General features: G+C 71.8%; 17 protein-coding genes and 2 tRNA genes. 13 read left to right on the forward strand and 6 right to left on the reverse strand.

What is annotated here, in order from left to right; genetic code table 11:
- Positions 1-63 precede the first annotated feature (63 nt).
- Positions 64-3,033 carry an excinuclease ABC subunit UvrA gene (uvrA, locus tag ACSRUE_RS28995; protein ID WP_437767480.1) on the reverse strand — a complete coding sequence of 990 codons (2,970 nt, stop codon included), beginning with the start codon at positions 3,031-3,033 and terminating at the stop codon, positions 64-66.
- A gap of 244 nt (positions 3,034-3,277) precedes the next feature.
- Here uvrA and ACSRUE_RS29000 point away from each other — a divergent pair, with 244 nt between their 5' ends.
- The 10 genes from ACSRUE_RS29000 (at position 3,278) to ACSRUE_RS29045 (ending at position 13,377) form a co-directional block, all read left to right on the forward strand.
- On the forward strand, positions 3,278-4,336 hold the full coding sequence (locus ACSRUE_RS29000) for a formylglycine-generating enzyme family protein (protein WP_441286421.1): 1,059 nt from the start codon (positions 3,278-3,280) through the stop codon (positions 4,334-4,336).
- Between the two features lies 1 nt (position 4,337).
- On the forward strand, positions 4,338-5,321 hold the full coding sequence (locus tag ACSRUE_RS29005) for a formylglycine-generating enzyme family protein (protein ID WP_441286422.1): 984 nt from the start codon (positions 4,338-4,340) through the stop codon (positions 5,319-5,321).
- A gap of 315 nt (positions 5,322-5,636) precedes the next feature.
- Positions 5,637-5,710 (forward strand) — tRNA-Ile (locus ACSRUE_RS29010).
- A gap of 35 nt (positions 5,711-5,745) precedes the next feature.
- On the forward strand, positions 5,746-6,501 hold the full coding sequence (locus ACSRUE_RS29015) for a zinc ribbon domain-containing protein (RefSeq protein ID WP_441286423.1): 756 nt from the start codon (positions 5,746-5,748) through the stop codon (positions 6,499-6,501).
- Between the two features lie 13 nt (positions 6,502-6,514).
- Complete coding sequence (locus tag ACSRUE_RS29020) at positions 6,515-7,786, forward strand: serine/threonine-protein kinase (protein WP_441286424.1); 1,272 nt, start codon at positions 6,515-6,517, stop codon at positions 7,784-7,786.
- A gap of 174 nt (positions 7,787-7,960) precedes the next feature.
- Positions 7,961-8,482, forward strand: a complete 522-nt coding sequence (locus ACSRUE_RS29025) for a hypothetical protein (RefSeq protein WP_437718717.1) — start codon at positions 7,961-7,963, stop codon at positions 8,480-8,482.
- 24 nt (positions 8,483-8,506) lie between these two features.
- Entirely contained in the window at positions 8,507-10,909 is a 2,403-nt protein-coding gene (locus tag ACSRUE_RS29030; protein WP_441286425.1) for a PrkA family serine protein kinase, read from the forward strand.
- An 8-nt stretch (positions 10,910-10,917) separates the two neighbouring features.
- Positions 10,918-11,712 carry a TatD family hydrolase gene (locus ACSRUE_RS29035; protein ID WP_441286426.1) on the forward strand — a complete coding sequence of 265 codons (795 nt, stop codon included), beginning with the start codon at positions 10,918-10,920 and terminating at the stop codon, positions 11,710-11,712.
- A gap of 67 nt (positions 11,713-11,779) precedes the next feature.
- Positions 11,780-13,168: an energy transducer TonB family protein gene (locus tag ACSRUE_RS29040; protein ID WP_441286427.1), complete on the forward strand. Its 1,389-nt coding sequence runs from the start codon at positions 11,780-11,782 to the stop codon at positions 13,166-13,168.
- Between the two features lie 132 nt (positions 13,169-13,300).
- Positions 13,301-13,377 (forward strand) — tRNA-Met (locus tag ACSRUE_RS29045).
- A 59-nt stretch (positions 13,378-13,436) separates the two neighbouring features.
- Here ACSRUE_RS29045 and ACSRUE_RS29050 read toward each other — a convergent pair.
- Positions 13,437-15,131 (reverse strand): L,D-transpeptidase, encoded by a 1,695-nt coding sequence (locus ACSRUE_RS29050; protein ID WP_441286428.1) that lies wholly within the window; start codon positions 15,129-15,131, stop codon positions 13,437-13,439.
- Between the two features lie 158 nt (positions 15,132-15,289).
- On the opposite strand from ACSRUE_RS29050, the gene ACSRUE_RS29055 reads away from it, so the two are divergent.
- Positions 15,290-15,904, forward strand: coding sequence for a protein-tyrosine phosphatase family protein (locus tag ACSRUE_RS29055; RefSeq protein WP_441286429.1), 615 nt, complete (start codon positions 15,290-15,292; stop codon positions 15,902-15,904).
- On the opposite strand, the gene murJ is transcribed toward ACSRUE_RS29055, so the two are convergent.
- Entirely contained in the window at positions 15,873-17,528 is a 1,656-nt protein-coding gene (murJ, locus tag ACSRUE_RS29060) for a murein biosynthesis integral membrane protein MurJ (protein ID WP_441286430.1), read from the reverse strand. The two genes, ACSRUE_RS29055 and murJ, sit on opposite strands and share 32 nt — an antisense overlap.
- A gap of 61 nt (positions 17,529-17,589) precedes the next feature.
- Entirely contained in the window at positions 17,590-18,837 is a 1,248-nt protein-coding gene (locus ACSRUE_RS29065; protein ID WP_441286431.1) for an alkaline phosphatase family protein, read from the reverse strand.
- Between the two features lie 774 nt (positions 18,838-19,611).
- Here ACSRUE_RS29065 and ACSRUE_RS29070 point away from each other — a divergent pair.
- Together ACSRUE_RS29070 and ACSRUE_RS29075 are read left to right on the forward strand one after the other, a co-directional pair.
- A complete protein-coding gene (locus ACSRUE_RS29070; protein WP_441286432.1) occupies positions 19,612-20,538 on the forward strand; it encodes a hypothetical protein in 927 nt (308 codons plus the stop codon).
- A 409-nt stretch (positions 20,539-20,947) separates the two neighbouring features.
- Complete coding sequence (locus ACSRUE_RS29075) at positions 20,948-22,543, forward strand: sigma 54-interacting transcriptional regulator (protein ID WP_441286433.1); 1,596 nt, start codon at positions 20,948-20,950, stop codon at positions 22,541-22,543.
- 9 nt (positions 22,544-22,552) lie between these two features.
- On the opposite strand, the gene ACSRUE_RS29080 is transcribed toward ACSRUE_RS29075, so the two are convergent.
- The gene (locus ACSRUE_RS29080) at positions 22,553-24,067 is read right to left on the reverse strand and encodes a phytoene desaturase family protein (RefSeq protein ID WP_437767495.1); all 1,515 of its coding nucleotides are present in this window, start codon (positions 24,065-24,067) and stop codon (positions 22,553-22,555) included.
- Between the two features lie 16 nt (positions 24,068-24,083).
- The gene (locus tag ACSRUE_RS29085; protein WP_441286434.1) at positions 24,084-24,980 is read right to left on the reverse strand and encodes an isoaspartyl peptidase/L-asparaginase; all 897 of its coding nucleotides are present in this window, start codon (positions 24,978-24,980) and stop codon (positions 24,084-24,086) included.
- Positions 24,981-25,101 lie beyond the last annotated feature (121 nt).

The following is a 25,101-nucleotide window of genomic DNA, read 5'->3' on the forward strand; positions in this document are numbered from 1 at the left end:
TCGGGCGTGCGCTCCTGCTCCCGGTCCACGTCGCGCGGACCGGGCGGGGCCACGCCCGTTCTGCTATTTGCGCGCGGTCGCGCGGCCGCGCGGCTGCTGTGGGGTGCGACGCTTCGACGCCACGAGCACCTCGCGCAGGTACCCGCCGGTGAAGGACGCCTCCTCCTGCGCGATGTCCTCCGGGGTGCCAGCGGCGACGATCGTCCCGCCGCGCTCGCCGCCCTCGGGGCCCAGGTCGATCACCCAGTCGCTGCAGGCGATCACGTCGAGGTTGTGCTCGATCACGAGGACGGTGTTCCCGGCGTCGCGCAGGCTCGTCAGGCTCGCGGTGAGCACCTCGATGTCGGAGAAGTGCAGGCCCGTCGTCGGCTCGTCGAGCACGTAGAGCGTGCGGCCGGTGGCCTTGCGCGCGAGCTCGCGCGCGAGCTTCACGCGCTGCGCCTCGCCGCCCGAGAGCGTCGTCGCGGGCTGCCCCAGCGTGATGTAGCCGAGGCCGACCCGCGCGAGCGCGGCGAGCCGCTCCCGGACGCGGGGGAGCGCCTCGAACTGGTCGATCGCCTGCTCGACCGTCAGGTCGAGCGCGTCGGCGATCGACATCCCGCGGTAGAGCACCTCGAGCGTCTCGCGGTTGTACCGGCGGCCGCCGCACGTCTCGCACGTCACGAAGATGTCGGGCAGGAAGTGCATCTCGATCCGGAGGACGCCGTCGCCCTGGCAGGCCTCGCAGCGGCCGCCCTTCACGTTGAACGAGAAGCGGCCCGCCTTGTACCCGCGCGTCCTCGCCTCCGGGAGGCCCGCGTAGAGCTCGCGGAGGAGCCCGAAGACCCCCGTGTACGTCGCCGGGTTCGAGCGCGGCGTACGGCCGATCGGGGCTTGATCGATCGAGATGACCTTGTCGATGTGCGAGAGGCCCTCGATGCCGTCGCACGCGCCGATCGGGGCGGAGCTCCTGTACAGCTCGTTCTTCGCGGCCGGCAGCAGCGTGTCGACGATGAGGCTCGACTTGCCCGAGCCCGACACGCCGGTGACCGTGCAGAAGAGGCCGACGGGGATCTCGGCCGTGACGTTGAGGAGGTTGTGCGCCCGCGCGCCGATCACGCGGATGAAGCGCCCGTCGGGGCGCTGGCGCTTCGTGGGGATCGCCAGCTGCTTCTTGCCGCTGAGGTACGGGCCGGTGATCGACGCCGGATCGGCGCTCAGCTCCTCCGGCGTGCCCTGCGCCACCACGTTGCCGCCGTGCACGCCCGCGCCCGGGCCCATGTCCACGATGTGGTCGGCCGCGAGGATGGCGTCGCGGTCGTGCTCGACGACGATCACGGTGTTGCCGAGGTCCACGAGCCGCCTGAGCGCCTCGAGAAGGCGCGTGTTGTCGCGCGCGTGCAGGCCCACCGAGGGCTCGTCGAGCACGTAGAGCACGCCGACGAGCGCGGCCCCGATCTGCGTCGCGAGGCGGATGCGCTGGCCCTCGCCGCCGGAGAGGGTCTGCGCGGAGCGGTCGAGCGTGAGGTAGTCGAGTCCGACGTCGATGAGGAACCCGAGGCGGGCGATCACCGCCCGGAGCAGCGGCTCGGCGATCGCGCGCTCGCGCGGCGCGAGCGCCCCGTCGGCGTGGGCCTCGCCCGCGGCCTGCCGATCGGCGGAGGCCCGCGGCGCCCCTTCCTTCGGCGGCATGAGGCCCTCGAGGAAGACGCGCAGCGTGCGCAGCGGCAGCGTGCCGACGTCCGCGATGTTGCGATCCCCGAGGCGCACGGCGAGCGCCTCCGGGCGCAGGCGCCTGCCGTCGCAGGCGTCGCACACGCGCGTGATGACGAAGCGGCCGATCTCGTCGGAGAGCGCGGCGCTGTCCTCGTCGGGGTCGGCCTCCTCCTCGTCGGAGAGGGCGGGCTCGCCGCTGCTCAGCAGGCGCTCGAGCCGCGGGATGATCCCCTCGTAGGCTGCCCTCTTCTTCCCCCGGCCGCCGGCGCCCTGGGCGTCGCTCCCCTCGAGGATCGCCTGCCGCACCGCCGCCGGCAGCTTCGCCCACGGGACGTCCGGATCGCAGCCGAGCGCGCTGACGGCCCGCTCCGTCTCCGTGGCGAGCGAGAGCGAGCCGCGGCGCCCCCAGGCCACCACCGCGCCCTCGCGGAGCGTGCGCCGAAGGTCGGGGACGACGCGGTCCGGATCGATGCGGGTCCTCGCGCCGATGCCGTCGCAGGCCGGGCACGCGCCGTGCGGGCCGTTGAAGGAGAACATCCGCGGCTCGATCGGCGGCAGCGAGATGCCGCAGTCGATGCACGCGAAGCGCTCGCTCATCCAGAGCGGCTCGATCTTCATGCCGTCGCTGGAGATGTCGACGAGCAGCCTGCCCTCGCCCAGCTTGAGCGCGAGCTCGACGGAGTCGGTGAGCCGGCCCTTGATGCCGTCCTTGACCACGATCCGGTCCACGACCACATCGAGGTCGTGCGCGCGCGTCCGGTCGAGGACGATCTCGTCGCCGAGATCGACGATCTCGCCGTCGATGCGCGCTCGCACGAAGCCCTCCCGGCGCAGCCGCTCGATGTCGAGCTTCAGCTCTCCTCGGCGGCCTCGCGCGATGGGCGCCATGATCGTGACCCGCGTCTTGTCGCCGAAATCGAGGATGCGGTCGACGATCTGCTGGACGGTCTGGGCCTCGATCCGCTTGCCGCAGGCGGGGCAGTGCGGGGTGCCGACCCGCGCGAAGAGCAGGCGGAGGTAGTCCGAGATCTCGGTCACCGTGCCGACGGTCGAGCGCGGGCTCTTCGCCAGCGCGCGCTGCTCGATCGCGATGGCGGGCGAGAGGCCCTCGATCGACTCGACGTCCGGCTTGGACAGCTGCTCGAGGAACTGCCGCGCGTAGGCGGAGAGCGACTCGACGTAGCGGCGCTGCCCTTCCGCGTAGATGGTGTCGAACGCCAGGGACGACTTGCCCGAGCCGCTCGGGCCGGTGATCACCACCAGGCGGTCGCGCGGAAGCGACACGCTGACGTTCTTGAGGTTGTGCTGCCGGGCGCCTCGAACGACCAGTCGATCCATAGGGGGAACCGGAGAGCTATCACACACGGAAGCGGGCGTGGCGCCGCTCCTGCTCGCCGCTCGCTGCTCTGTTGGCTCAGCTGCCTCAGTTGCCCTGGTGGCCCCGCCCCGTCGCGCCCCGCGACGCGCCGCGCGCGGCGCGCGCCAGGTCTTCCGGTTGTCTTGCAATTCTTCTCACGTCGCTGCGCTGCGAGCTGGACTATGAGAGGGCGCGCAGGTGGAAGCGCGTGCAAGGAGTGTCCTGATGGCGGTCGGCGCCGGCGCTGCGCTCGGCGCGGTCGCGCTCCTTGCGCGGTACGCCCCTGAGCTCGACGCGCTGCTGCTCGCGCCGCCCTCTCCGTCCGGGCGCTTCGACCCCGGTCCAGCTGCGGCGCGCTCTGCCGGGCCCGCGGCACCAGCGTCGTCCACGCCTGCACCCGCCACGGCCGCTGGTCAGGGGGAGGCAGCAGCGCCCGCGCCGGGCTCGCCTCCCGGTGCGGCCCCGGTTCCGCGAAGCGCGAGCCTGCAGGCCGCCGCGTCGGCCCCGCTGGTCGATCCCTTCGCGGCGGATCCGGTGGCGAGCGCCGCGTGTCCCGCCGACATGAGCCTCGTGGAGGGCGATTTCTGTCCATCCCTCCCGTATGTCTGCACCCGCAGCGGCGACGGAGCCGGCCATGGCTGCCCCGAGTACGGGCGCGGCGCGCGCTGCCGGGCTCCGGTGGATCACCGGCGCTTCTGCATCGACCGCCACGAGTGGCCGAACCGGGTGGGCGAGCTCCCGCGCGTCTACGTCGACTGGTACGAGGCGAAGTCGCTCTGCGCGTCGATCGGCAGGCGGCTGTGCCGGCGCTCCGAGTGGATGCTCGCTTGCGAAGGACCGAAGCGCCTGCCGTATCCTTGGGGCTTCGTGCGCACGCCCAGCCCTTGCAACATCGACCGCGCCGCGATCGAGTTCGACATCGACGCCATGGTGGACGAGGCGACCCGCGAGGGCGAGATCGCCCGGCTGTGGCAGGCCGATCCCATCGGATCGCACCCGAACTGCATCAGCGCCTACGGGGCATACGACCTCTCCGGCAACGTCGACGAGTGGACCGACAACCTCGCCGACGATCCGGGCACGTCGCGCCCGGCCACGCTCAACGGCGGCTACTGGGGTCCTGTTCGGAACACCTGCCGCCTCACGACCGGAGGGCACGGGCCGACGTTCAAGTTCTACCAGGTCGGCTTCCGCTGCTGCTCGGACACGGTCGACGGCGTCGTCACGCCGCCGCCGCGGCCGTTCATCGAGCGCGACCGCGAGAAGGACGGCGTGTACGACTGACATGCGCGAGCGCATCGCCTTCATCGCCGCCCTCGTCGTCGCCGCCCTGGTGAGCGCGCTCCTCTTTGCTCCCCGCTTCCAGAGGCCGCCTGGTCCGCTCGACGCGGCGAGCGCGGCTCCGGCTGCGAGCATCGCCCCGTCGGAGCCGGCCCCGCCCGCGCTGGCGCCTCCGCCGCCCCCGCCGCTGCCTGCGTACGTGCGCGTCGACCCGGAGAGCCGCGCGGCGTGCCTCGGCGGGATGGTGCTCGTCGACGGCATCTATTGCCCGTACGTCGGGCACCACTGCGCCGCTTACGTCGACGAGGAGAAGGACATCTGCGCGCGGTTCGAGCCGGAGGTCCTCTGCGAGGGGCGCCTTCAGCACCGGCGCTTCTGCATCGACGTCTTCGAGTACCCGAACATCGAGGGCGTCCGCCCGGTGGTGATGGTCAACTGGCTGGAGGCGAAGCGCGCCTGCGAGATCGAGGGCAAGCGGCTCTGCTCCGGCGAGGAGTGGGAGTTCGCGTGCGAGGGGCCGCAGATGTGGCCCTATCCTTACGGGATCGCTCGCGATCCCGAGGCCTGCAACATCGACAGGAAGATCGCGATGCCGGTGCTCGAGACGTTCGCTGACCCATGGAAGATCTCGGCGGAGGTCGAGCGGCTCGATCGCCGGGTTGCGTCCGGGGAGATGCGCCGGTGCGTCAGCCCCTTCGGCGTGCGCGACATGACCGGCAACGTCGACGAGTGGGTGAACAACGAGCTCGGCACGCTGGACGAGAAGCCGTTTCGATCGACGCTGAAAGGGGGGTACTGGGGGCCGATCCGCTCGCGATGCCGCCCGGTCACGTCGACGCACAACCGGTGGTTCCGCTTCTATCAGGTCGGGTTCCGGTGCTGCTCCGACGCGCTCGACGGGGGCAAGCCCGTGACCCCGGCGGCCAAGACAGCGCGCATCCCGCGCCGCAGCCCGATGGTCGATCCGGGCGGGCGGCAGGGGCCGTGAGGGGTCGCAGCCCGAGCGGGCCTGCGGCGCGGCCTGCGGCGTGGCCTCCGGCGTGGCCTCCGGCGTGGCCTCCGGCGTGGACTGACCGCGCTCGCCGGCGCAATGTCCCTGCGCCCCGCCCGGCGAGGCCCCCCTCGCGCTGCCGCCCCGCCCGCGGACGGCTTCCCTCACGGCCGAGCCACCCCCGACCGCCGTGGCGCCATCGTGGAACCCGGTCCGGCCGAACCGCTCCCCTTCCAACTGCGCGCCGCTTGGACTACGTTGTCCGCCGGTGCGAAAGTGGGCGGACCCGATCCGGGGTTCGCCCTTGTACCAGGGCCTATAGCTCAATCGGTCAGAGCCCCCGGCTCATAACCGGGCTGTTCCTGGTTCGAGTCCAGGTGGGCCCACGAAAGCCACGAAACAGAAGGAGACAAGGAAGCACGTGAGCATCCGCGAGCAGATCGCATTCCTCGAAGAGCTGTCGGCCATCGACAGCGAGATCCGCCGCATCGATGAGCAGCTCGACAAGCAGCGCGGCAGCCTGGAAGGGATGCGGTCCGACCTGAAGCGGCTAGAGGATCGGCTGAAGGGCGATCGGGAGACCCTGGCGGCGATGGACAAGACGCGCTCCGAGCTCGTCGTCGAGCTCCGCCAGATGTCGAGCCAGATCGAGCGCTCGCGGGAGAAGCTGCAGCGCTCCCGGAACGAGCGAGAGTCCAACGCGGCGCAGCGCGAGATCGAGGAGCTGCGCAAGCTGCACCGCGATCGTGAGGAAGAGATCGAGCGGCTGAACTCGGCCTCCGAGGGGGCGCGCTCGGCGATCGATGTGGCGGAGGCGAGGCGCGTCGATCTGGCGGGGGCGATCGACGGCAGCGCGCCGGGGACGCAGGCGTCGCTGGCCTCGCTCGAGGCCGAGCGCGCCCAGCGCGCCGGGGCGCGCGAGCAGGTGGTCAGCAAGCTGCCGGTCGTCCTGTACCGCCGCTACGAGTCGATCCGGACGCGCAGGCCCGTCGCGATCGCCCGCACCTACGACGGCACATGCCTCGGCTGCCACCTGTCCGTGCCGCCGATGATGTTCCAGAAGATGCGCCGCCAGGAGGAGTTCGAGCGGTGCCCGAACTGCAACCGGATCCTCTACTACATGCCGCCGGAGCCCGCGACGGGCAGCACGCCGGCCGCGGACCCCTCCCGCGCCTGATCCCGGGTGCGGCTTGAAGACGTGCTCCGCCTGTTTCAGGCTCTTCTCGCACGACAGCGGCTTCTGTCCGGTCGACGGGCAGCGCCTGATCCCGGTCGCTGAGGTATCGCCGCCGGTCCACCCGGAGGACAGGCGCGTCGGCGCGACCCTCTGCGGCGGGCGCTACCAGGTCTGGCGGATCGTCGCCGACGGGGGCATGGGGCGCGTCTACCAGGCGCTCGATCTTCGGACCGGCCGCAGCGTCGCCTTGAAGATCCTCCACCCCGAGGTCGCGCTCGACGAGGTGAGCGTCGAGCGCTTTCACCGCGAGTTCGAGGTCAGCGCGTCGCTGCCCCACGGGCAGATCGTCGACGTGCTCGCCTTCGAGAAGACCGAGGACCACAGCTTCGCGCTGGTCATGGAGTACCTCGAGGGCGAGGAGCTGCGGACGGTCCTCAAGCGCGACAAGGTGCTGCCCCCCGAGCGCCTGGTGCGGATGCTGTCGCAGATCGCGCTCGGCCTGGAGGAGGCGCACAAGCGCAAGGTCGTGCACCGCGATCTCAAGCCGGACAACATCTTCCTGGTCGGCACGCACGACGGCGACATGGTGAAGATCCTCGACTTCGGCAGCGTGCGCGACAACAGCGAGGGCGCGAAGAAGCTGACCGTCGTCGGCACGACGATCGGGTCGCCCTTCTACATGTCCCCCGAGCAGGCGCAGGGGCTGCTCGCGCTCGACCATCGCGCCGACGTCTGGTCGGTCGCGGCGATCGTGTTCGAGTGCGTCACGGGGCAGGTCCCGTTCCACGCGCCGACCGGTCCGATGATCCTCGTGGCCATCATGGGCAGCAATCCGCTGCCCCCGAGCGTGGCGGGCAAGGCGTACGGGGCGCCGGCCTCGCTCGATCCGGTGATGGAGGAGGCCTTCATGAAGAGCCCGGAGGCGCGCCTCCCCTCCGTCGGCCTGCTCGCCGATCGCGTGGGCCAGGCGTACGGCCTCGCGGGGTCGCACCGCGACTGGGCGTACCTGCCGCAGAAGGAGCTCGCGGCCCGGATCCGCGCCGCGCCGCCGTTGGTCCTGGCCCGCCAGCCGCATGCCTCGGCGAGCGTGGGCGCGGCCCCCGCCGGCGCGAGCGGCGGATCGAGCGCCGCCGCGGTCATCGCGCCCTCGACGGACGCCGCCGATGCGTTTGCCGAGGACATCGTGATGGGCGTGCCACAGCGCTTGCCGCGGTGGGTCATCCCCGCCGTGGCCGGCGCGGCGGTGCTGCTCTGTGCGCTCGTCGCGCTGCTGATTTCGCGCTGACAGCGGCGCCGGCCGCGCGCTCGCGCGATGTTGCACGTTGCGCGCCGCAGCGTGCGGTGGCGGCGGTGGCGGCGGTGACGCAAAGCGCGCGCGCTCCGGTTCAGTGCGCCATCGTCCTGGGCGCCGGGGCCCCGCGTTCGCGCTGGCGCCGCCGCTGTGTTATTTGTGTTGACCATGAGCACTCATCCTTCAACTCGGACCGGCAAGCCCCTCTCCGCCGCGATGTGCCTGATCGCGCTCTCCGGGCTCCCCGTCCTCGGCTGTAGCCAGAGCGAAGCGGCGACCTCTCGCGGCGCCACCGAAGCAGCACCTGCGGCCCCACCCCAGGGCGGAAAATCGAAGGTCGAGGATGCGGTCTACACCCTCGAAATGAAGCCGACGGGGACGTACAAGGCCGGCCAGGAGGGGCTCGTGGAGGTGTCGCTCCTGTCGAAGGGCGACTACCACATCAACGACAAATACCCCATCAAGTTCAAGGTCACCGAGGCGGCCGCCGAGGGCGTTTCGTACCCGAAGCCCTTGCTCAAGCGCGAAGACGGCGCGTTTGAGGAGACCAAGGGCCTCCTCAAGGTCCCGTTCGTGGCGGCCAAGAAGGGCAAGACCAAGGTGGCGGGCGTGCTCTCCTTCAGCATCTGCAGCGCCGCGAATTGTTTGATGCAGAAGCAGGAGCTCGAGGCGGTCGTCGACGTGCAGTAGGCGGAACGGTAAACTCAGCCTCACGTGAACAACGACACCTCCGGTTACCGGGGGGGCCAGCCCAGCGAGGTCGGCCCCAGCCAGACGGTCCAAGGCAGTGCGGCTGAGCGGGCCCGAAAGGCCCTCTCCGAGCTCGATGCCATCGCCTCCTCGATGGCCAGGCGCTTCAACGAAGAGCAGCGGGTCCTCTCCTTCCAGCAGTACCTGGAGCTCTTCGCTTCCAATCCGGTCCGCTTCGGACGCGACGCGGCTCGCTACGTCCGCGACATGTTCGACCATTTCGGCACGCGGACGATCAAGAAGCCCTGGGGGGAGCTGACCCGGTTCCAGCTCTTCGATCTGCCGTGGGACCTCCCCGCAGCCGAGCCCGCGCAGCAGGGCGCGCCGGCCGCGGCCTCCTACCACGGGCGGGACTTCGCGCTGATCGGCCACGAAGAGCTCCAGGCCGAGGTCTACCGGGTGCTCTGCAACTTCGTGCGCGAGGGCAGGGCCAACAGGCTCGTCCTGATGCACGGGCCGAACGGCTCGGCGAAGAGCACGCTCGCCGCCTGCATCCTGCGCGCCCTGGAGCACTACTCGACCCTCGATGAGGGGGCCGTGTACCGCTTCCACTGGGTGTTCCCGAGCCGCAAGACGATGCGCGGCTCGATTGGCTTCGGCGGCGACGTGAAGGCGAGCGCCGCGGACGGCACGAGCTACGCCCACCTCGAGGACGATCAGATCGACGCCCGGCTCGTGATCGAGCTCAGGGATCACCCGCTGTTCCTGCTCCCGGTGCGAGAGCGGCGGGCGCTCATCCTGAAGCTCTACGAGGACGCCGGCGCGACGGAGCCGCCGCCCGAGTGGCTGATGAGCGGCAAGCTGTCGCACAAGAACCAGCAGGTCTTCGAGGCGCTCCTCGTGGCGAGCGGCGGCTCGCTCGTCGAGACGTTGCGGCACGTCCAGGTCGAGCGGTACTTCATCTCCCGCCGCTACCGCGTCGGCGCCGTCACGATCGGCCCGGAGCTCTCGGTCGACGCCGGCGAGCGGCAGATCACGGCAGATCGCTCGCTCGCCTCGCTCCCGACCTCGCTCCAGGCGACGACGCTCTTCGAGGCGCACGGTGAGCTCATCGACGCCGCCGGGGGCGTGCTCGAGTTCAGCGATCTCCTCAAGCGACCGCTCGACGCCTTCCGGTACCTCCAGCTCACGCTGGAGACGGGGGAGGTCAGCCTGCCGCAGCAGACGCTGCAGACGAACGTCGTGATGATCGGCAGCGCCAACGACGTGCACCTCAACGCCTTCCGGGAGCACCCCGAGTTCCCGAGCTTCCGCGGGCGCTTCGAGCTCCTGCGCGCGCCCTACCTCCGGAGCTACCCCGACGAGCAGGCGATCTACGACACGCAGATCGTCCCGTTCGTGACCCGCCACGTCGCCCCGCACGCGACGCGCGTCGCCGCGCAGTTCGCCGTGCTCACCCGCATGCGGCAGCCGGAGGCGAAGCGGTACCCCGACGCGCTCGCGCCGCTCGTCTCGAGCCTCACCGCCGTCGAGAAAATGGAGCTCTTCGCGACGGGCACGGCGCCGGAGCGGTTCGACGCCGAGGCGCAGAAGGTCCTGCGCGCTGGCATCGAGGCGATCTACCACGAGAGCGACGCGTCCGTGGACTTCGAGGGGCGCCTCGGCGTCTCGCCGCGGGAGGTGCGGACGCTCCTGCTCGACGCGGCGCAGAGCGAGGACCACGCGTGCCTCTCCCCGTTCGCGGTGCTCTCGGAGCTCGACGCGCTCTGCAAGCGGCAGGCGGAGTACGACTGGCTCAAGGAGAAGCAGCTCGCGGGCGGCTACCACGATCACCGGCTCTTCCGCGAGGTCGTGCGCACGCGCCTGCTCGACACGACCGAGGAGGAGATGCGGACGGCCAGCGGCCTCGTCGACGAGACGCGCTACGCCGAGCTGTTCGATCGGTACGTCTCCCACGTCGGCGTCTGGGTGAAGGGGGAGAAGATCAGGAACCCGCACACCGGCGACTTCGAGAACCCGGACGAGCGCATGATGCGCGAGGTGGAGGCGCTCCTCGGGGTCCGCACGAAGCACGACGATCACCGGCGCGGCCTGATCTCGGCCATCGCGGCGTGGGCCATCGATCACCCTGGCCAGAAGATCGTCAACGCGGTCGTGTTCCCGCAGCAGATCCGCAAGCTGCGGGAGGCGGTGTTCACGGAGCGGCGCAAGGGCGTGGCGCTCCTGGTTCGCGATCTCGTCGGGCTCCTCCGCGACGCGCAGAGCGAAGGCAAGTCCGAGAAGGGCTGGGGCGAGCTGCGCGAGGAGGAGCGCAGGAACGCGACGCGCGCGCTCGAGCGGCTGCGCGGGATGGGCTACTGCGACCGCTGCGCGCTCGACGCCGCGAGCGCGCTGCTCCGCGCGCGCTTCGCGGAGCTCGTCACCTGAAGCGAAGCATGCTCATCGACTCCCATTGCCACGTCGATCCGCGTCATTTCCGCGAGGGGGCGGACGCCGTCCTGGACCGCGCGCGTGCCGCCGGCGTGGATGCGTTCGTGGTCGTCGGCGTCGACGCGGATCTCTCCGCGGCGCGCTTCGCCGCGGCTCTCGCGGCGCGGCGCGCTGACGTGCACGCCGCGGTCGGCGTCCATCCGCACGACGCCTCCGCCGTGGACGACCGGATGCTCGCGGAGCTCGAGGCCCTCGCGCGCCGGCCCGAGGTCGTGGCCGTCGGCGAGATCGGCCTCGACTACCACTACATGCACTCGCCGAAGGACACACAGCAGCGTGTCTTCGCCGACCTCGTCGCCCTCGCTCGGAGGGTGGAGAAGCCCATCGTCATCCACACGCGCGAGGCGCCTGAAGACACGCTCGCGATCCTGGAGCGCGCGCAGGCGAGCGACGTCGGTGGCATCATCCATTGCTTCTCCGAGGATCGCGCGTTCGCCGAGCGGGCGCTCGGGCTCGATTTCGACCTCTCGTTCTCGGGCATCGTGACCTTCAAGACCGCGCGCGCGATCCAGGAGGTCGCCGCCTGGGCTCCGGCGGATCGGATCCTGGTCGAGACGGACAGCCCTTACCTCGCGCCGGTGCCGTTCCGCGGGAAGCGGTGCGAGCCAGGGCACGTGCTGCACACGGCGCGCTTCGTCGCGGAGCTCCGGGGCGAGCCCTTCGAGGCGCTGGCCGCGCGCACGGCGGAGAACACCCGCAGGCGGCTGCGGCTTCCGCAGGACGGCGCGCTCACCGGCTGAGACGAGCGCGCGCGGTCCGCGCCTGCGGGCTCGCCCCAGGCACGTCTCGAGGCATAGTGACAGCACGATGGCGCAGAGGTCTCGCGACGGTCGCCGGATCGCATCCGCGTGGGCGCTCTCCGTCGCAGCCCACGCAGGGCTGGTGGGCGCGGGCGCGCTGGCCGTCGCTGGCTCGTTCTCGGCGCGGGAGGTCGCGCGCGCGCGGACGGTCGGATCGCCAGCCGCGGTGAGCGCGCCGATCGAGATCGAGCTGCCCGTCGTCACGGACGGCACGCTCGACCGCGCTTCGGCGATCGCGCCCGAGCTGGCCGTCCGCCTTTCGCGCGGCGGAGGGGAAGCCGCGCCGCGGCCGGACACGGGGACGAGCGGGCGTGGCGGTACCGACGCGGCGGAGCTGCCTGCGTTGAACCTCGCCGACAGGGACGACGCGACCTTTCTGTCTCCAGAGATCCGCTCGCGCCTCGACAGGAGCCAGATCCAGCGCATCCGCTCGTCGTCCCAGCGCGCATCGCGCGAGGACTGGCGCGCCAGCCGGGAGCCCATGGAGCTCACGTTCCTCGCGGGGGGGCGGGTCGGCCGCCGGGCCGAGCGACGCACGTCGGCCGAGCGCGATCCGTCGCTCGGGGCGCGCGATGGCGGCGCGCCCCAGCATCGCGGCGGCGTGCTCGGCGCTGCGGCCCAGCCTGCAGGCATCGACGGCGCGACCGACGTGTCCGCTGCGCGCGACGCGACGCTTTCCCTGGGGGCGCGCCCGCGCGCCGTCGGCGGCGCCGTCGAGGGAGGCGAGCGCGCGTCCGCGGGGCTGGGCGTTCGCGACGGGCGGCCCGGCGAGGATCACCGCGAGAGCGCGGCGGTCCCGCTGGCGCGGCCGATGGTCGCGGTGGGCACTCCATCCGTCCCCGCCGACGCCGTGGGGCACCCGAACGACACGGTGGACAGCGAGCAGGAGGTGGCGACGGCGATCCAGTCGCTCGTCCACGCCAGCTCGGCCGGAGGGGCGCGTGGGTTCGGGCCGGGCGGGCAGGCAGGACCGGGCGCGACCGGCGCGGGGGGCGTGGCGGGCCGCGGTGCGCGTTCCAGCGCGCTCGGTTCAGGGCGCGGCCGGCAGCTCGACAACGATCCGCTCGATCGCAGGCGCAGCCATTACATGAGGCAGGTCATGGCCAAGCTGCACCCGCTGTGGGCCGACGCGTTTCCCAAGTGGGCCGCAGGCGAGGGGCTTCAGGGGACCGTGATCGTGACCTTCGTGATCGGCGCGGACGGGACCGTGGGGAGCGCGTCGGTGACGCGGCCGAGCGGCATCCCCGAGTTCGATGAGAACTGCCGGCGCGCGGTGCTGCGCGGTTCGCCGTACCCCCCGGTGCCGCCCGAGCTCGGCGAGAGCTTCCGGTGGTCGATGCCGTTCGAGGCGAGGAACCCCGCGGTCCTGCCGAAGCACCGAGGGCGCGAACGGTGATCCCGAGCGATCTTCTGGGGACGACTGTGATGACCGCGATGACCGGGATGACCGCGACGATCACGCGTCGCGACGCGCATGACCTCGCTTGACAGAGTGGAGACGGGGCGGTACTAGTCCGCCCTCACTTTTGCCGAAGTAGCTCAGCTGGCTAGAGCAGGCGTTTCATACGCGCCGGGTCGGGGGTTCGATTCCCTCCTTCGGCACCAGCAATGGTGACAGTCGGCCGCTGGCCTCCCTCGGAGGGCCAGCGGTAGCTGCGTGAACATCAAGGCCGCACGTGGACGAGGGTTCCTTCCTCGTCGTTGCTGTACACAGCGTGCCAGCCTTCGGGGAGCTCCGGCTCGGCCCACAGGAAGATGCGCCGCGCATCGATGGGCGTCAGCGCGATGTCGTGGAAGCCTTGCGCTTCGCCGACCCCGGCGCTCCAGTACATGCCGGTGATCGCCTGGCCCGGCGCGAGGTCCATCACCCACGGGGCGTCGGTGACGTCGAAGCTGCCGGCGACCTCGCGCGGATCGATGTTGCGCGTGACGTGCTTGCTCCGCACGCGGAAGGTGCCACGCGCGGTGGACGCGGTCGATTCAGGGTCGCGCAGCTGGTCGCGTCCCGACGAGATCAGCGTGGCGTAGATGGGCTTCTGCCCCTCGTAGGCCGTCAGGGTCTGGTTCACCACGCTGACGTCGAGCCAGCGCTGCGCGCCTTTGGCGAAGTCGGGGAGCTTGGTGCGACGCACGACGACGACAAGGTCCTGCGCGCGCAGCCAGAAGCCGTCGCGCGCCTCCTCGAAGCGGACGCCGTCCACCGTCCTGAACCTGCCGGTGAGCGGCACGCCCGTGTGGCGCTCGAGCTCCTCGTCGTTCGCGTTCGCCTTGCCGCGGCCGAGCGACCACGTGTGAACGTCGTGGCGATGGACGAACGCCACAGGCAGCCCGTGCTGCTCGACATCGAGGCCGTGCCACGGTGATCCGAGCGCGGCCTGGAGCCGGTCGGTCGGGATGAGCCGTCCGTCCGGCGTCACGCCGAACCTGCGTCCGTCAGCCGCGCCCGCCGTGAACGTGCGGGTGATCGCGACCCCGCTGCCTTTGCGCAGCGCCACCGTCTTCAGCGCGGCGCGCAGATCGACGCGGGCGCCGTCCTTTCCGCCGATGTCGATGCCGAGCGCGGCGACGGGCGGGAGCGGCGCGATCGCGTCGGCGATCGGGAAAAGGAAGTATCCGGCCTCGGTCCTGTGCCCGTCGTCGCCGATACCGTCGCCTCGCGGCAGCAGCACCGGGGGCCCGGAGGCGACGCCGCGCGCGTCCAGCGGGACGTCGTTCGCTGACGCGCCGAGCTGCGCGTCGCTGCGCTGCACACGCTCGAGATGGCGATCGAGATCCGGCTCGGCGTGCTGCAGCTCCTCGCGGCTGGGCACGGCGAAATACACCGGGGCGCCCTGGGTTCGCGTGCGGCCATAGCGGTAGGGGAGGGGCCGCGACGTGTCGGGCAGCGCCGGCAGGAGCGCGAGCACGTCGGTGTTCAGCGTCGCGCCGTCGCCTGCGCAGACGAACCCGCGGGGTCGGATCGCATACCAACCGCCGCTGCATCCCGCGCGTCCGTACGGCTCCGAGGACCTCACGACGGCGGCGCCAGGATAGAGCTCGCCGAGCTTGCGTGCGCCCGCCTGGGGACGCGCGAGCACCGGCGTCCCTGCGCGAAGCGCGACCAGCTTGGGGCCGTCCGCGGGCAGCGCGGCGACCTCGAGCGCATCGTCGCTCGCCCCCTCCTTCGACAGCTCCACTGCCGCGCCTGCCGGTTTGCATCCGCACACGGTCAGCGCGACGAGCAAGCTCGCGAGCCGCCCATCGACAGGTCGCCGGCGGTGGCCGCCGTCAGGGCGCCGCGGCGCGCAGGGCGGCGGCGTCCGGAGGCGCGGAGGCGCGACCGAGCGGGGGAGATCCGTCGGCATGGAAGCGAGCGGCATCTGCCGATGCATGCCCGGCTCGCGCGCGCTGGGCCAAGTTCCGTGGCGTCGCCGGGGCATCGTCGGCGCGCTCGGCGCGCGTGTCGTGGGCGCGCGTCGTCGGCGCGCGTGCCGCCCGGCCGCTGGCATGGCGCCAGCGTCGACGCCATGAGGTGCTCGTGCGCCTTCGTCCTGCGCTGGTGTTCCTCCTGCTCGCGCCGTATGCCCTCGGTTTCTATGCATTCCTGGCGTTGCGCCGCGCCTCCGCGTCGCTCCGGCCGCGGCACCCGTGGCGCACGTGGGTGAGCCCGAACCTCCTGATCGGGGGGTTCCTTCTTCCAGGTGACGTCGCCGAGCTCCGACGCCTCGGCGTCCGCGCCGTGATCAACGTGTCGCGCGAGCTGTACGACCCGGTGCTCGCGCTGCGCGCGGCGGGGGTCGAGTACCTGCGCATCCCCTGCTGGGACATGTGCGCTCCCACGCTCGAGGAGGCCGCGCGTGGCGTGGCGTTCCTCGAGCGGCATATCGTGGCTGGCCACCGTGTCCACGTCCATTGCGCGAGCGGCGTCGGCAGGAGCGTCACGCTCGCGCTCTGCTACCTCGCCACCCGCGGCGGCATCGAGGTGGGTGAGGCGCTCGCCCTGATCGAGCGACGGCGCCCGCGCGTCGCGCTGCGCCCCGTGCAGCGCGCGTTCGTCGAGCGCTACGTCGCGTGGCACCGGGCGCGCGCGGAGGGCCGTGCGCGCGCGGCGCCGCCCATGATCACCTCCGGCGGAGGAGGGACTTCAGGCTGAAGAGCCCGAGCGCCGGCGCCGCGACGGCGAAGGCGCCGCCGCACGCAGCGAGGATGAGCGCGGCACCCCACGGCGCCGCGGCCACCGTCTCGGGCAGCGCCGCCTTCAACGCGGCGCCGCAGCCGACCGATATCGCCGCGAGCAAGGCCACGCGGCCGATCCGGATCTGATCCAGCCCGAGCCCGCCGATCTCGCGCCGCACGCGGCGCCCGAGGGCGATCGCCTCGACCCATCCCGCGACGACGGCGCCGAGCACCACGCCGAGCACGTCGAGCCACTGCATCAGGAGGAGCGCGACGGCGGTGCTGACGACCACGCGATAGAGCGCGTAGCGGGCCGGGGTCCTCGTGTCCCCGAGCGCGAACGACGCGGTGATCAGCACGCGCCCGGCGGCGTTCCCGAGCAGCGCGAGCCCGTAGGCGCACACGAGCGGCTCGACCCGCGCCGTCGACGCCTTGTCGAACGTCCCGGTCTGCAGCAGCAGCGTGATGAGCTCCCGCCCGAGCACGATGAACACGGCCGCGGCCGGCACGGTCAGCACCGTGATCCGCGCGAGCGACGCCCCGAGTCGGCGCGACAGCGCCTCGTTGCGCCGCGCGACGTCGGCCTCGGCCGTGTCGCGCGCCATCTCGGGGAGCGCCACCGCGGCCTCGCCGACGCCGAGGACGCTCATCGGCAGGAGGTAGACCGTCTGCGCGTAGCTGAAGGCCGCGTTCGCGCCGGCGCCGAGGAAGCTCACGAGGAGCGTGTCGACGAGCCCGGACACCTGGATGATCCCGCGGCCGAGCAGCGCGGCGGGCAGCTTGCTGCCGGCCTCTCGGACGCTCGGGTCGCTCGCGTCAAGGCGCGGCCTGAGCCCGCCGAGCAGCGAGCGCGCCGATGGGAGCAAGAGCGCGAGCTGCAGCGCCGCGCCCGCGAGCGCGCTCCACGCGAGCGCCTCGGCGAGCGGCTCCCCGCGCATGCCGAGCCACGCGCCGCACGCGAGCAGCCCCGCGATCTGGGCGGCGCTCCACGCGACGGGCGCGGCGTACGGGAGGAAGAACCGCCGGTGCGCGTTGAGCACGCCGAGCCCCCACGCGGACAGCACGAGCAGGCCGGTCATCGGGAAGATGATCCGGACGATCCGGGTCGTGCTGGCGAGCTTGTCGTCGTCGAAGCCCGCCGCGACCAGGAAGGACAGCCACGGCGCCGCGAGCACGCCGGCGAGCGACGCGGCCGCGGCGGCGACGAGCAGGAGCCCGAGGGCGGAGAGCGCGAAGTGCGCCGCGCGTCGCGCGTCGCTGGCCGCGCGGAGGCGCGCGTAGACGGGGATGAAGGTCGCGGAGAGCGTCCCCTCGCCAAGCAGGTTCTGGGTGATGTTCCCCGCGCGGAACGCCGCGGCGAGCACGTCGGCGAGCTCGGATGTCCCGAAGAAGTGCGCCGTCACCCGCTGGCGGAGCAGCCCGACGAGCCGCGAGAGGATGATCCCAGCCGTGACCATCGCCGACGAGCGCGCCGCGCTGGTCGCCTTCTCCTGCCCGGCCGCCGGCGGGCTTGCGCTGGTCGCCGGGTGCGCGCCCGGGGCCGCGCTCGCCGGCGTGGTCCCTGCCTGGATGGCGGCGGGCGGATCGAGATCGGGCGGCACGGCGGCGCTTCTATCAGACCTCCCGCCCCCGGGCGACCTCGGCGCCGGGCTGGCCGGCGCCTCAGTCCCTGAGCCTCGCCGTGCCGAGCCGCTCCGCGTGCGCCAGCACCCGCCGGGCGATGGCCGGACCCTCGTCCCGGCGATCGAGGTGCCGCGGGATGAGCCCGCGCTCCGCGGCCTCCCACAGCTCCGGCTGAGAGATCCCCGACTCGGTGCGCGAGCGCAGCCGCGACAGGGAGATGTCCATCTCGGGCAGCAGGATCGGCGCCTGAGGATCGCGGAGGAGCGCCGGATCGATGCAGCATGAGAGATCGTTCGCGCCGGCGGAGCGCGCGTTCAGCGAGGGGAGATCGAAGCGCGCTTCCAGCGTGCGGATCACCGACGCGTGGTCGAGCACGGTGCTCACCGCGCAGCCCCTCCGGACGAACGGGCCTGCCACGATCGACGGCACCCGGAACCCGAGCTGGGTGAACAGGGGATCGTCGTCTGTCGTCGTCGGCGGCGCGACGTGGTCGAAGAAGCCTCCATGCTCGTCGTAGGTGATCACGAGGAGGCACCGGCCCCACTGGGGGCTCTTCGCCAGCGCGTTGTAGACGCTGGCCATGAGCACCTGCCCGAGCTGCACGTCGTGGTCCGGGTGATCGTCGTTCGCGGTGGCGCCAAAGAACTGCGGATCGATGACGGAGAACGAGGGGAGGATCCCCGCGGCCGCGTCCTCGAAGAAGCGCTCGATCCCGGAGACGCCCTTGAATTTGAAGTACGCACCCGAGCACCACGGGACGTCGTGGAAGTAGTTCCTGCTCGAGATCCCTGCGTCGCTCAGCAGCTCGAACACGCTCGTGAAGCCGGTGACCGGCACGTTCCTCGAGACGCCCCTCGACGTGGCGCCGTGCAGGTAGAACCGGTTCGGCCAGGTCGGGCCGAGCACCGAGGAGAACCAGCGCTCGCAGATCGCCGACGCGTCCGCGAGCGCGTAGAGGACCGGCAGATGCTCCCGCACGTGATAGCCCATGACGTCGCGCTGGTCCGGCCCTGCGTGCGCGATGACGAACCCGTCGTTCCTCCCTTGATTCCACTGCGTGCGGGCGGCGTCCCAGCTGTGCGGCGGGTCGGCGGGCGTGAAGTTGTCGAGCTGGAAGGGCGAGATCCGCGTCCCATCGAGCGCTCGGTTCGACTCTGTGCCTGTCAGGCCGTCGATCTGCCGGCCTTCGTTCAGCAGCAGCGAGCCGAGATAGTGGTCGAAGGAGCGGTTCTCCATGCAGAGAACGACGATGGTGTTGATGGGCGCCAGCAGCTCCGCCGGGCTCAAACCTCCCGTTTCCGCGCACCGATCCGGAGCGCCGCCGGCCTCGCCACCTTCCGGCGATCCTGAGCCGACCGCTCCTCCCGAGCCATCCGCACCGCCGGCTCCATCGCTCTCGTCCGCGCTGCCCGCGCTCGGCGCGGCGTTGCCGAGCAACATCGCGCCCTCTGGGGTGCTGCATCCGAAGGCCGAGGCGCCGAGCGCAGCGCCGAGCCCGGTCAGCACATGGCGACGGGTCAGAGGATCACGGGTCGAACCATTCCGTTTGTTCATCACGCACAGGATTCCCATGAACGCGGGCCCGAGGAAGGAGTTTTGGTCTCATCCAGAAGGTGATGAATCGTCCGCTGCGTATCGATGAAGCGGACGTAGCGGACGTACCTGAAGCGGATGTAACCGCTGTAATGGACATAACTGGTGTGATCAGCATAACAAGCGCAACGGGATGTGACAGACATGACGGATGTGACGGATGTGACGGATGTGACGGATGTGGTCGACGTGAACGTAAAGGGAGCAGCCGATGAAGTCGAAGTAGCGGGAACAGTCGGCGTAACGGGCGTAACGGGCGTAACGGGCGTAACGGGCGCAACGGGCGCAACGGGCGCAACGGAGGAAACCATTCTTTTCGCGAGGTCAGTGGGGTGGTATGAGTAAAAAACGCGGGGGTTTACGTCAGCGAACTGTCACCTTCCGATGAGCTCGAATCCACTTCCACCTACTCCCGGCCGGCAAGCTACCGTCGCGAACGGCCGGCCGCTGCGGTTGTGCATCGTGGACATGAACAATGGCCACGTGAACCAGGCGATGCGCTGTCTACGCGGGCTCGCCGCGGGGTTCTTCGAACGCGTTCGGGCGCGCAATCCGGGCCTATCCTGCGAGGTCGTCGAGGTGTCTCCCAGAGACACCAACGCACCCATCCCTACGGACTGCGATCTGTACCTCGCGTCAGGGGGGCCCGGCTCTCCCCTGGATGGGGAGGGCGAGCCCTGGACGCGGGATTTTGCGCGCTTCGTGGACGGCGTGGTCGAGTCGGCGATCCAGGGGGGCGCGCACCGGCGCGCCCTCTTCGCGATCTGCTACTCGTTCGAGCTCGTCGTCCATCACTACAAGCTGGCCGACGTCGTGCCGCGCGCCGATCGCAAGTTCGGCGTCATGCCGATCTACACGACCCCCGTCGGCCAGCAACACCCGCTGCTGGCGCCGTTTGGGGACCGTCTCTTCGCGTTCGAGCACCGCAACTGGGAGGCGGTGAACCTCGACGAGCGCCGGCTGAGCTCCCTCGGCGGCCAGCTCCTCGCCCGCGAGAGCCGTGACGGCATCTCCAAGGGGCGGGCGATCCTCGGGTTGCAGGTCGCGCCCGGCGTCGAGGCGGTCCAGTTCCACCCAGAAGCGGATCGCGCCGGCGTCATGAGCTGGCTGGCGCGCCCTGAGCAGGCGGCTGCCTTCAAGGCGACCTATGGGGAAGTGACCTACCTCGCGATGCTGCGCACACTGGACGATCCTCGACGGCTTGCGCGCACCTACGCGCTCGTCATTCCGGGCTGGCTCGGGCGCTGCTTCAACGAGATCGCCGGTCCCCGCGGCTATGCGGAGCTCCCATCACTCGAGGACCTCCCGTGCTCTCGCTTCAACGCGCACTGCAGCGCCGAAGAGCCATCGGCGCGCTCGCTCGCCTCTGGCGAGCGCGTTGCGCGCCAGAGCTGAGCGGAGCGCCGGGGCAGCCTGCAGAGGATGCGTCCGAGGGCTACACTGCAGAAACGAAAGAGAAAGAGCTGGGATGTAGAGGCAGCAGAGGCAGGAGAGGCAAAGCCAGCGAGGCAGCGAGGCAGAGGAGGAAAGGGAGGAAAGGGAGAAAACAAAGCTTACCGCCGCAGCGCCGACGAAGTGCTGCTCGCGCCTTGCGCGCCGGGCAACCTCTGGCTTATGGTCATACGATAACGGGACGAGCGCGAGCAGTGCTCGCGGGCCAACATTTGGCGCCGGAGGCTCCTCGGGCACGCATGAGAGAGAACGCATGAATCACTCGCGTCCGGCCGCTCCGACGAGTCCATCTTCGCCGGACGTCCGCGAGCCGGGCGCGTCTGAGGAAGGCCACGCCGGCGTCGACTTGCCTGTGGAGCCCAAGGTCGCACGGCCATCCATTCCGCACGACGACCTGGGAGCCCAGGACGTCCAGTACGAGTCGCAGCTGACGGACCCGATCGCCATGTCGCAGGTCCGTGATGCGCTGACGCAGCTGAGCCGCGAGCGCGGGACGCAGCCGCACGTGCTGCTCATCATCTACCACCGGCAGGGCGCCGAGACGGTGCGGCTGACCGAGGGGGTCGGCGTCGTCATCGGCCGCGATCCGAGCGCCGATGTCGCGATCCCCGAGCGCAGCCTGTCGCGACGCCACGCGCGCTTCACGTTCCAGCGCGGCGACGTGCTCATCCAGGATCTCGGCTCCACGAACGGCACCTTCCTGAGCGGGCAGCGCGTCGAGCACGGCGTCTTGAAGCCCGGCGACGAGGTGATGCTCGGGGAGATCACGGCGTCGCTGCGCGTGATCGCGAGCGCCGAGCTGCCGGTGCTGAACCTCGACGCGCTCGACGTGCGTCGTGGCGCCCCGGAGCGGAGTAAGATGCCGAGCATCGAGAGCCTGGTGGGCGGGCCCACGCCCGTGGGTGGGCTGCGCACGGTCGGCGACGAGGGGCTCGTGATGCGCAGCCCCGCGATGCGCCCGGTGCTCGAGACCGCGATGCGCCTCGCGCGCTCGTCCGCGCCCGTGCTGCTCCAGGGCGAGACGGGGACCGGCAAGGACGTGCTCGCGCGGCTGATCCACGAGGCTGGCCCCCGCCACAAGATGCAGATGATCCGCGTCGGATGCAGCGGCGTGCCCGCCCAGCTCCTCGAGAGCACGCTCTTCGGTCACGAGGCCGACGCCTTCCCCGGCGCGGTCCACGCGCAAGAGGGCGTCTTCGAGGCGTGCGCGGGCGGCACCGTGGTGCTCGACGAGGTCGGCGACCTCCCGCCGTCCTGCCAGGCCGCGCTGCTGCACGTCCTCGACACCGGTCGCATGGTCCGCGTCGGTTCGACCAAGGAGATCGAGGTGGACGTGCGGATCGTCGCGACCACGTACCGGGATCTCGAGGCGATGTGCGAGGCGGGCACGTTCCGTTCGGATCTGCTCTACCGGCTCAACGCGGCGCTGCTGCGCATCCCGCCGCTCTGCGAGCGGCGGGAGGACATCGGACCGCTGGCGCAGCGCTTCCTCCGGCAGGCGAGCGAGCTGCACCGCAGGAACGTGCGCTCGCTCGATCCGGAGACGCTCGCGCTCCTGGAGCAGTACCCCTGGCCGGGCAACGTACGCGAGCTGCGCAGTGCCATCGAGCGCGCCGTCGTCATCGCGCGGGGGCATGGGATCACCCCGCTCGACCTGCCGGAGAGCATCCATTCCCTCTCGGCGCCCAAACGCGCCACGCCGCTGCCTGATCGGACTCCCGTCGAGCTCGCAGGGCCGCCCAGCTCCGCGCCGACGATCGGGCTCAAGGCGCAGATGGACCGTCTGGAGACGGAGATCATCCTCGATGCCCTCCGCGGCACCAACGGCAACCTGGCGATGGCCGCTCGGCGGCTCAGGATGCCGCTGCGCACGCTCCAGGAGAAGATCGCGAGCCACGGCCTGAAGCGCTCCGACTACCGGGACGGCCCGTCGTCGCGGTCGAAGTAGCGAAGCGCGCTAACCTTCGTCCTCCAGCACCGCCAGGGCCGCATTGCGCCCGCACGCGCCGTGGACCCCGGCGCCGGGGTGCGCATAGGACGAGCCTAGATACAGGCCGCGGAGCGGCGTGCGGTAGCGGAAATAGGGGAACACCGGCCGGAAGATGAGCTGGTGCCGGATGTCGGCCGAGCCTCCGCCGAGATCGCCGCCGATGAGGTTTGCATCCATCGCCTCGAGATCGTCTGGCGCCCAGATCGTCCGGGCGATGATCCGCTGCCGGAAGCCAGGGGCGAGCTCCTCGATCCGCGCCTCGATGCGATCGGCGAAGCGCTCGCGCGAGCCCGCCCAGCCACCCTCGATGGAGGAGGGGACGCGGGAGTAGGCCCACAGGGTGTGGCGGCCGGCCGGCGCGCGCGTCGGATCGACCAGCGACTGCTGCCCGATCACGAGATAGGGATGCTCGGGGAGCGCCCCGGCGCGCACCTGCCGCGTGAAGGCCGAGAGGTCGTCGAGGCTGTCGCCCGCGTGCACGACCGCCGCGCGCGCGGGGTCCTCGTGGGACCACGGCGTCGGGCCGTCGAGCGCCCAGTCCATCTTGAAGGTGCCGAACCCCTGGCGGAACCGGCGCATGGCGCGCTGCACCCGCTCGGGGACCAGCTCTGACGCGAGCAGGCGGAGGTAGAGCGTCGGCGCGGCGAGGTCGGCGACGATCGCGCGGCGGGCGCGGAGCTCCTGGCCGTCCTCGAGCCGGACCGCGACCGCCCGTCCCTCCCTGGCGATGATCTGGTCGACGCGGGCGCCGCAGCGGAGGGCGCCCCCGCGCTCCTCGACGCGCCTGAGCAAGGCGCTCGTGATCGCGCCGGCGCCGCCCTCGGGCACCGCGAAGCCGCCGCTCGAGGCGAGCACGGTGAGCATGAAGCCGACGATCGCTCCGCAGGGATCGTCCGGGCCCACGTCGGTGTGGAGCGCGAGCCCGGGGACAACGCGCCGGGCCGCCTCTGTCCGGAAGGTGCGCGTCGCGAAGCCACGTCCGCTCGAGAGGGCCACCTGCGCGAGGCGGAGCAGGTTGAGGGGCCCGAGCCGGAGCAGCGGCCCGAGGGCGGGCGGCGTGGACAGGAGCGCGTTCAGCAGCCGCTCGCGGGTGGCCGCGTGCCAGCCGGCGATCCGGCGCCACGCGGGGCCGTCTTCGCCGAGCGACCGCGCCGTCGCCTCGACGTCCCGCGCGATCGAGGCGCACGTCCCGTCGGGCGCCGGGTGAGCGCTGTCGATCGGCGCGTGCCGCCACACGAGGCCGGCCCCCGGCAGATCGAGCGGCACCAGCGCGGGGCTCGTCTGCCCGAAGGGGAAGAACGCCGCGCCGAGATCGTGGCGGAACCCGGGGAGGGTCACCTCGCGCGTGCGGACCGCGCCGCCCGGCTCTCGCTCGGCCTCCAGCACGAGCACCGAGAAGCCCGCGCGGGCGAGGTACGCCGCCGCCGTGAGGCCGTTCGGTCCCGCGCCCACCACGATCGCATCAGGGTCTCCACTCTGCATCGTCGTCTGCGGCTCCTCAGCCCACGAGCTGCGCGCTTGCCATGGTGCGGTTCGAGGCGATCGCCTGGCCGCTCCGCCCCACCACGAGCACGCCGACGGCGAGCACGTCGGGGAACATCGCGACGCCGCGCTGCGCGGCGCGCGCGGGCGCGACGCCGTCGGCGAGCCAGTCATAGACGGTCCGCGCGAGGAAGCGGCGCGCGATCTCCTCGCCGACGCCGGTCGCCGCCACGGCGCCGTGCGGGCCGGCGTAGATCCCTGCGCCCAGGAGCGGCACGTCCCCGATGCGGCCGCGGAGCGAGTAGGTCGACCCGCCCGTCGAGGCCGCGGCGGCGAACCGGCCGTGCGTGTCGCGCACGACGGCCCCGACGGTGTCGCACTCGAGCGGCTCGGCGTCGAAGTTCCAGAACCGCGTCGCCGTGAGCGCACGGAAGCGCGCCGCGTCGTTCGTGGTCTCGTCGTCTCCGCCCTCGCCGCGCAGCGCGGCGAGGGCGCGGGCGTGCTTCCGGCGCGCCTCCTCGGTGACCGGATCATGGTCGGCGAACCCCAGCCGGCGAGCGAACGCCGTCGCGCCGGCGCCGGCGAGGAGCAGGTGCGGCGTCTCCATCACCTTCGCGGCGACCAGGACGGGGTTCTTCACCCGCTCGATGCACGCCACTGCGCCGAACCGTCCGTCGCTGGCCATCACGGCCGCATCCATCTCGACCGTCTGCCCGTCGAGGCGGAGGTTCGAGCCCGTCCCGGCGTTGAAGCGCGGGTCGTCCTCGAGGCGCACGGTCGCCCCGATCGCCGCCGCGAGCGCCTCTCCGGCCCCGTCGAGCGCGCGGCGCGCCTCGTCGGCGGCCCTGGCGCAGCTCTCCGAGCCGCTCTGCGGCGCGGTCACCCCGCCGTGCGTGAGGATGACGTAGTTCACGTCGTTCTCCTGCGCGTACCACGACGGCGCGCCGCCGCGAAGGCACCGTGGCGCGCGGCGGCCGGCGAGGCGAGCGGCGTCGCTCCAGCCAGCGGGAGGGCGGCGCGGCTCCGGCGCTGGG

The sequence above is a fragment of the Sorangium sp. KYC3313 genome (genome assembly GCF_052075895.1).
Lineage (GTDB): Bacteria > Myxococcota_A > Polyangia > Polyangiales > Polyangiaceae > Sorangium > Sorangium cellulosum_B.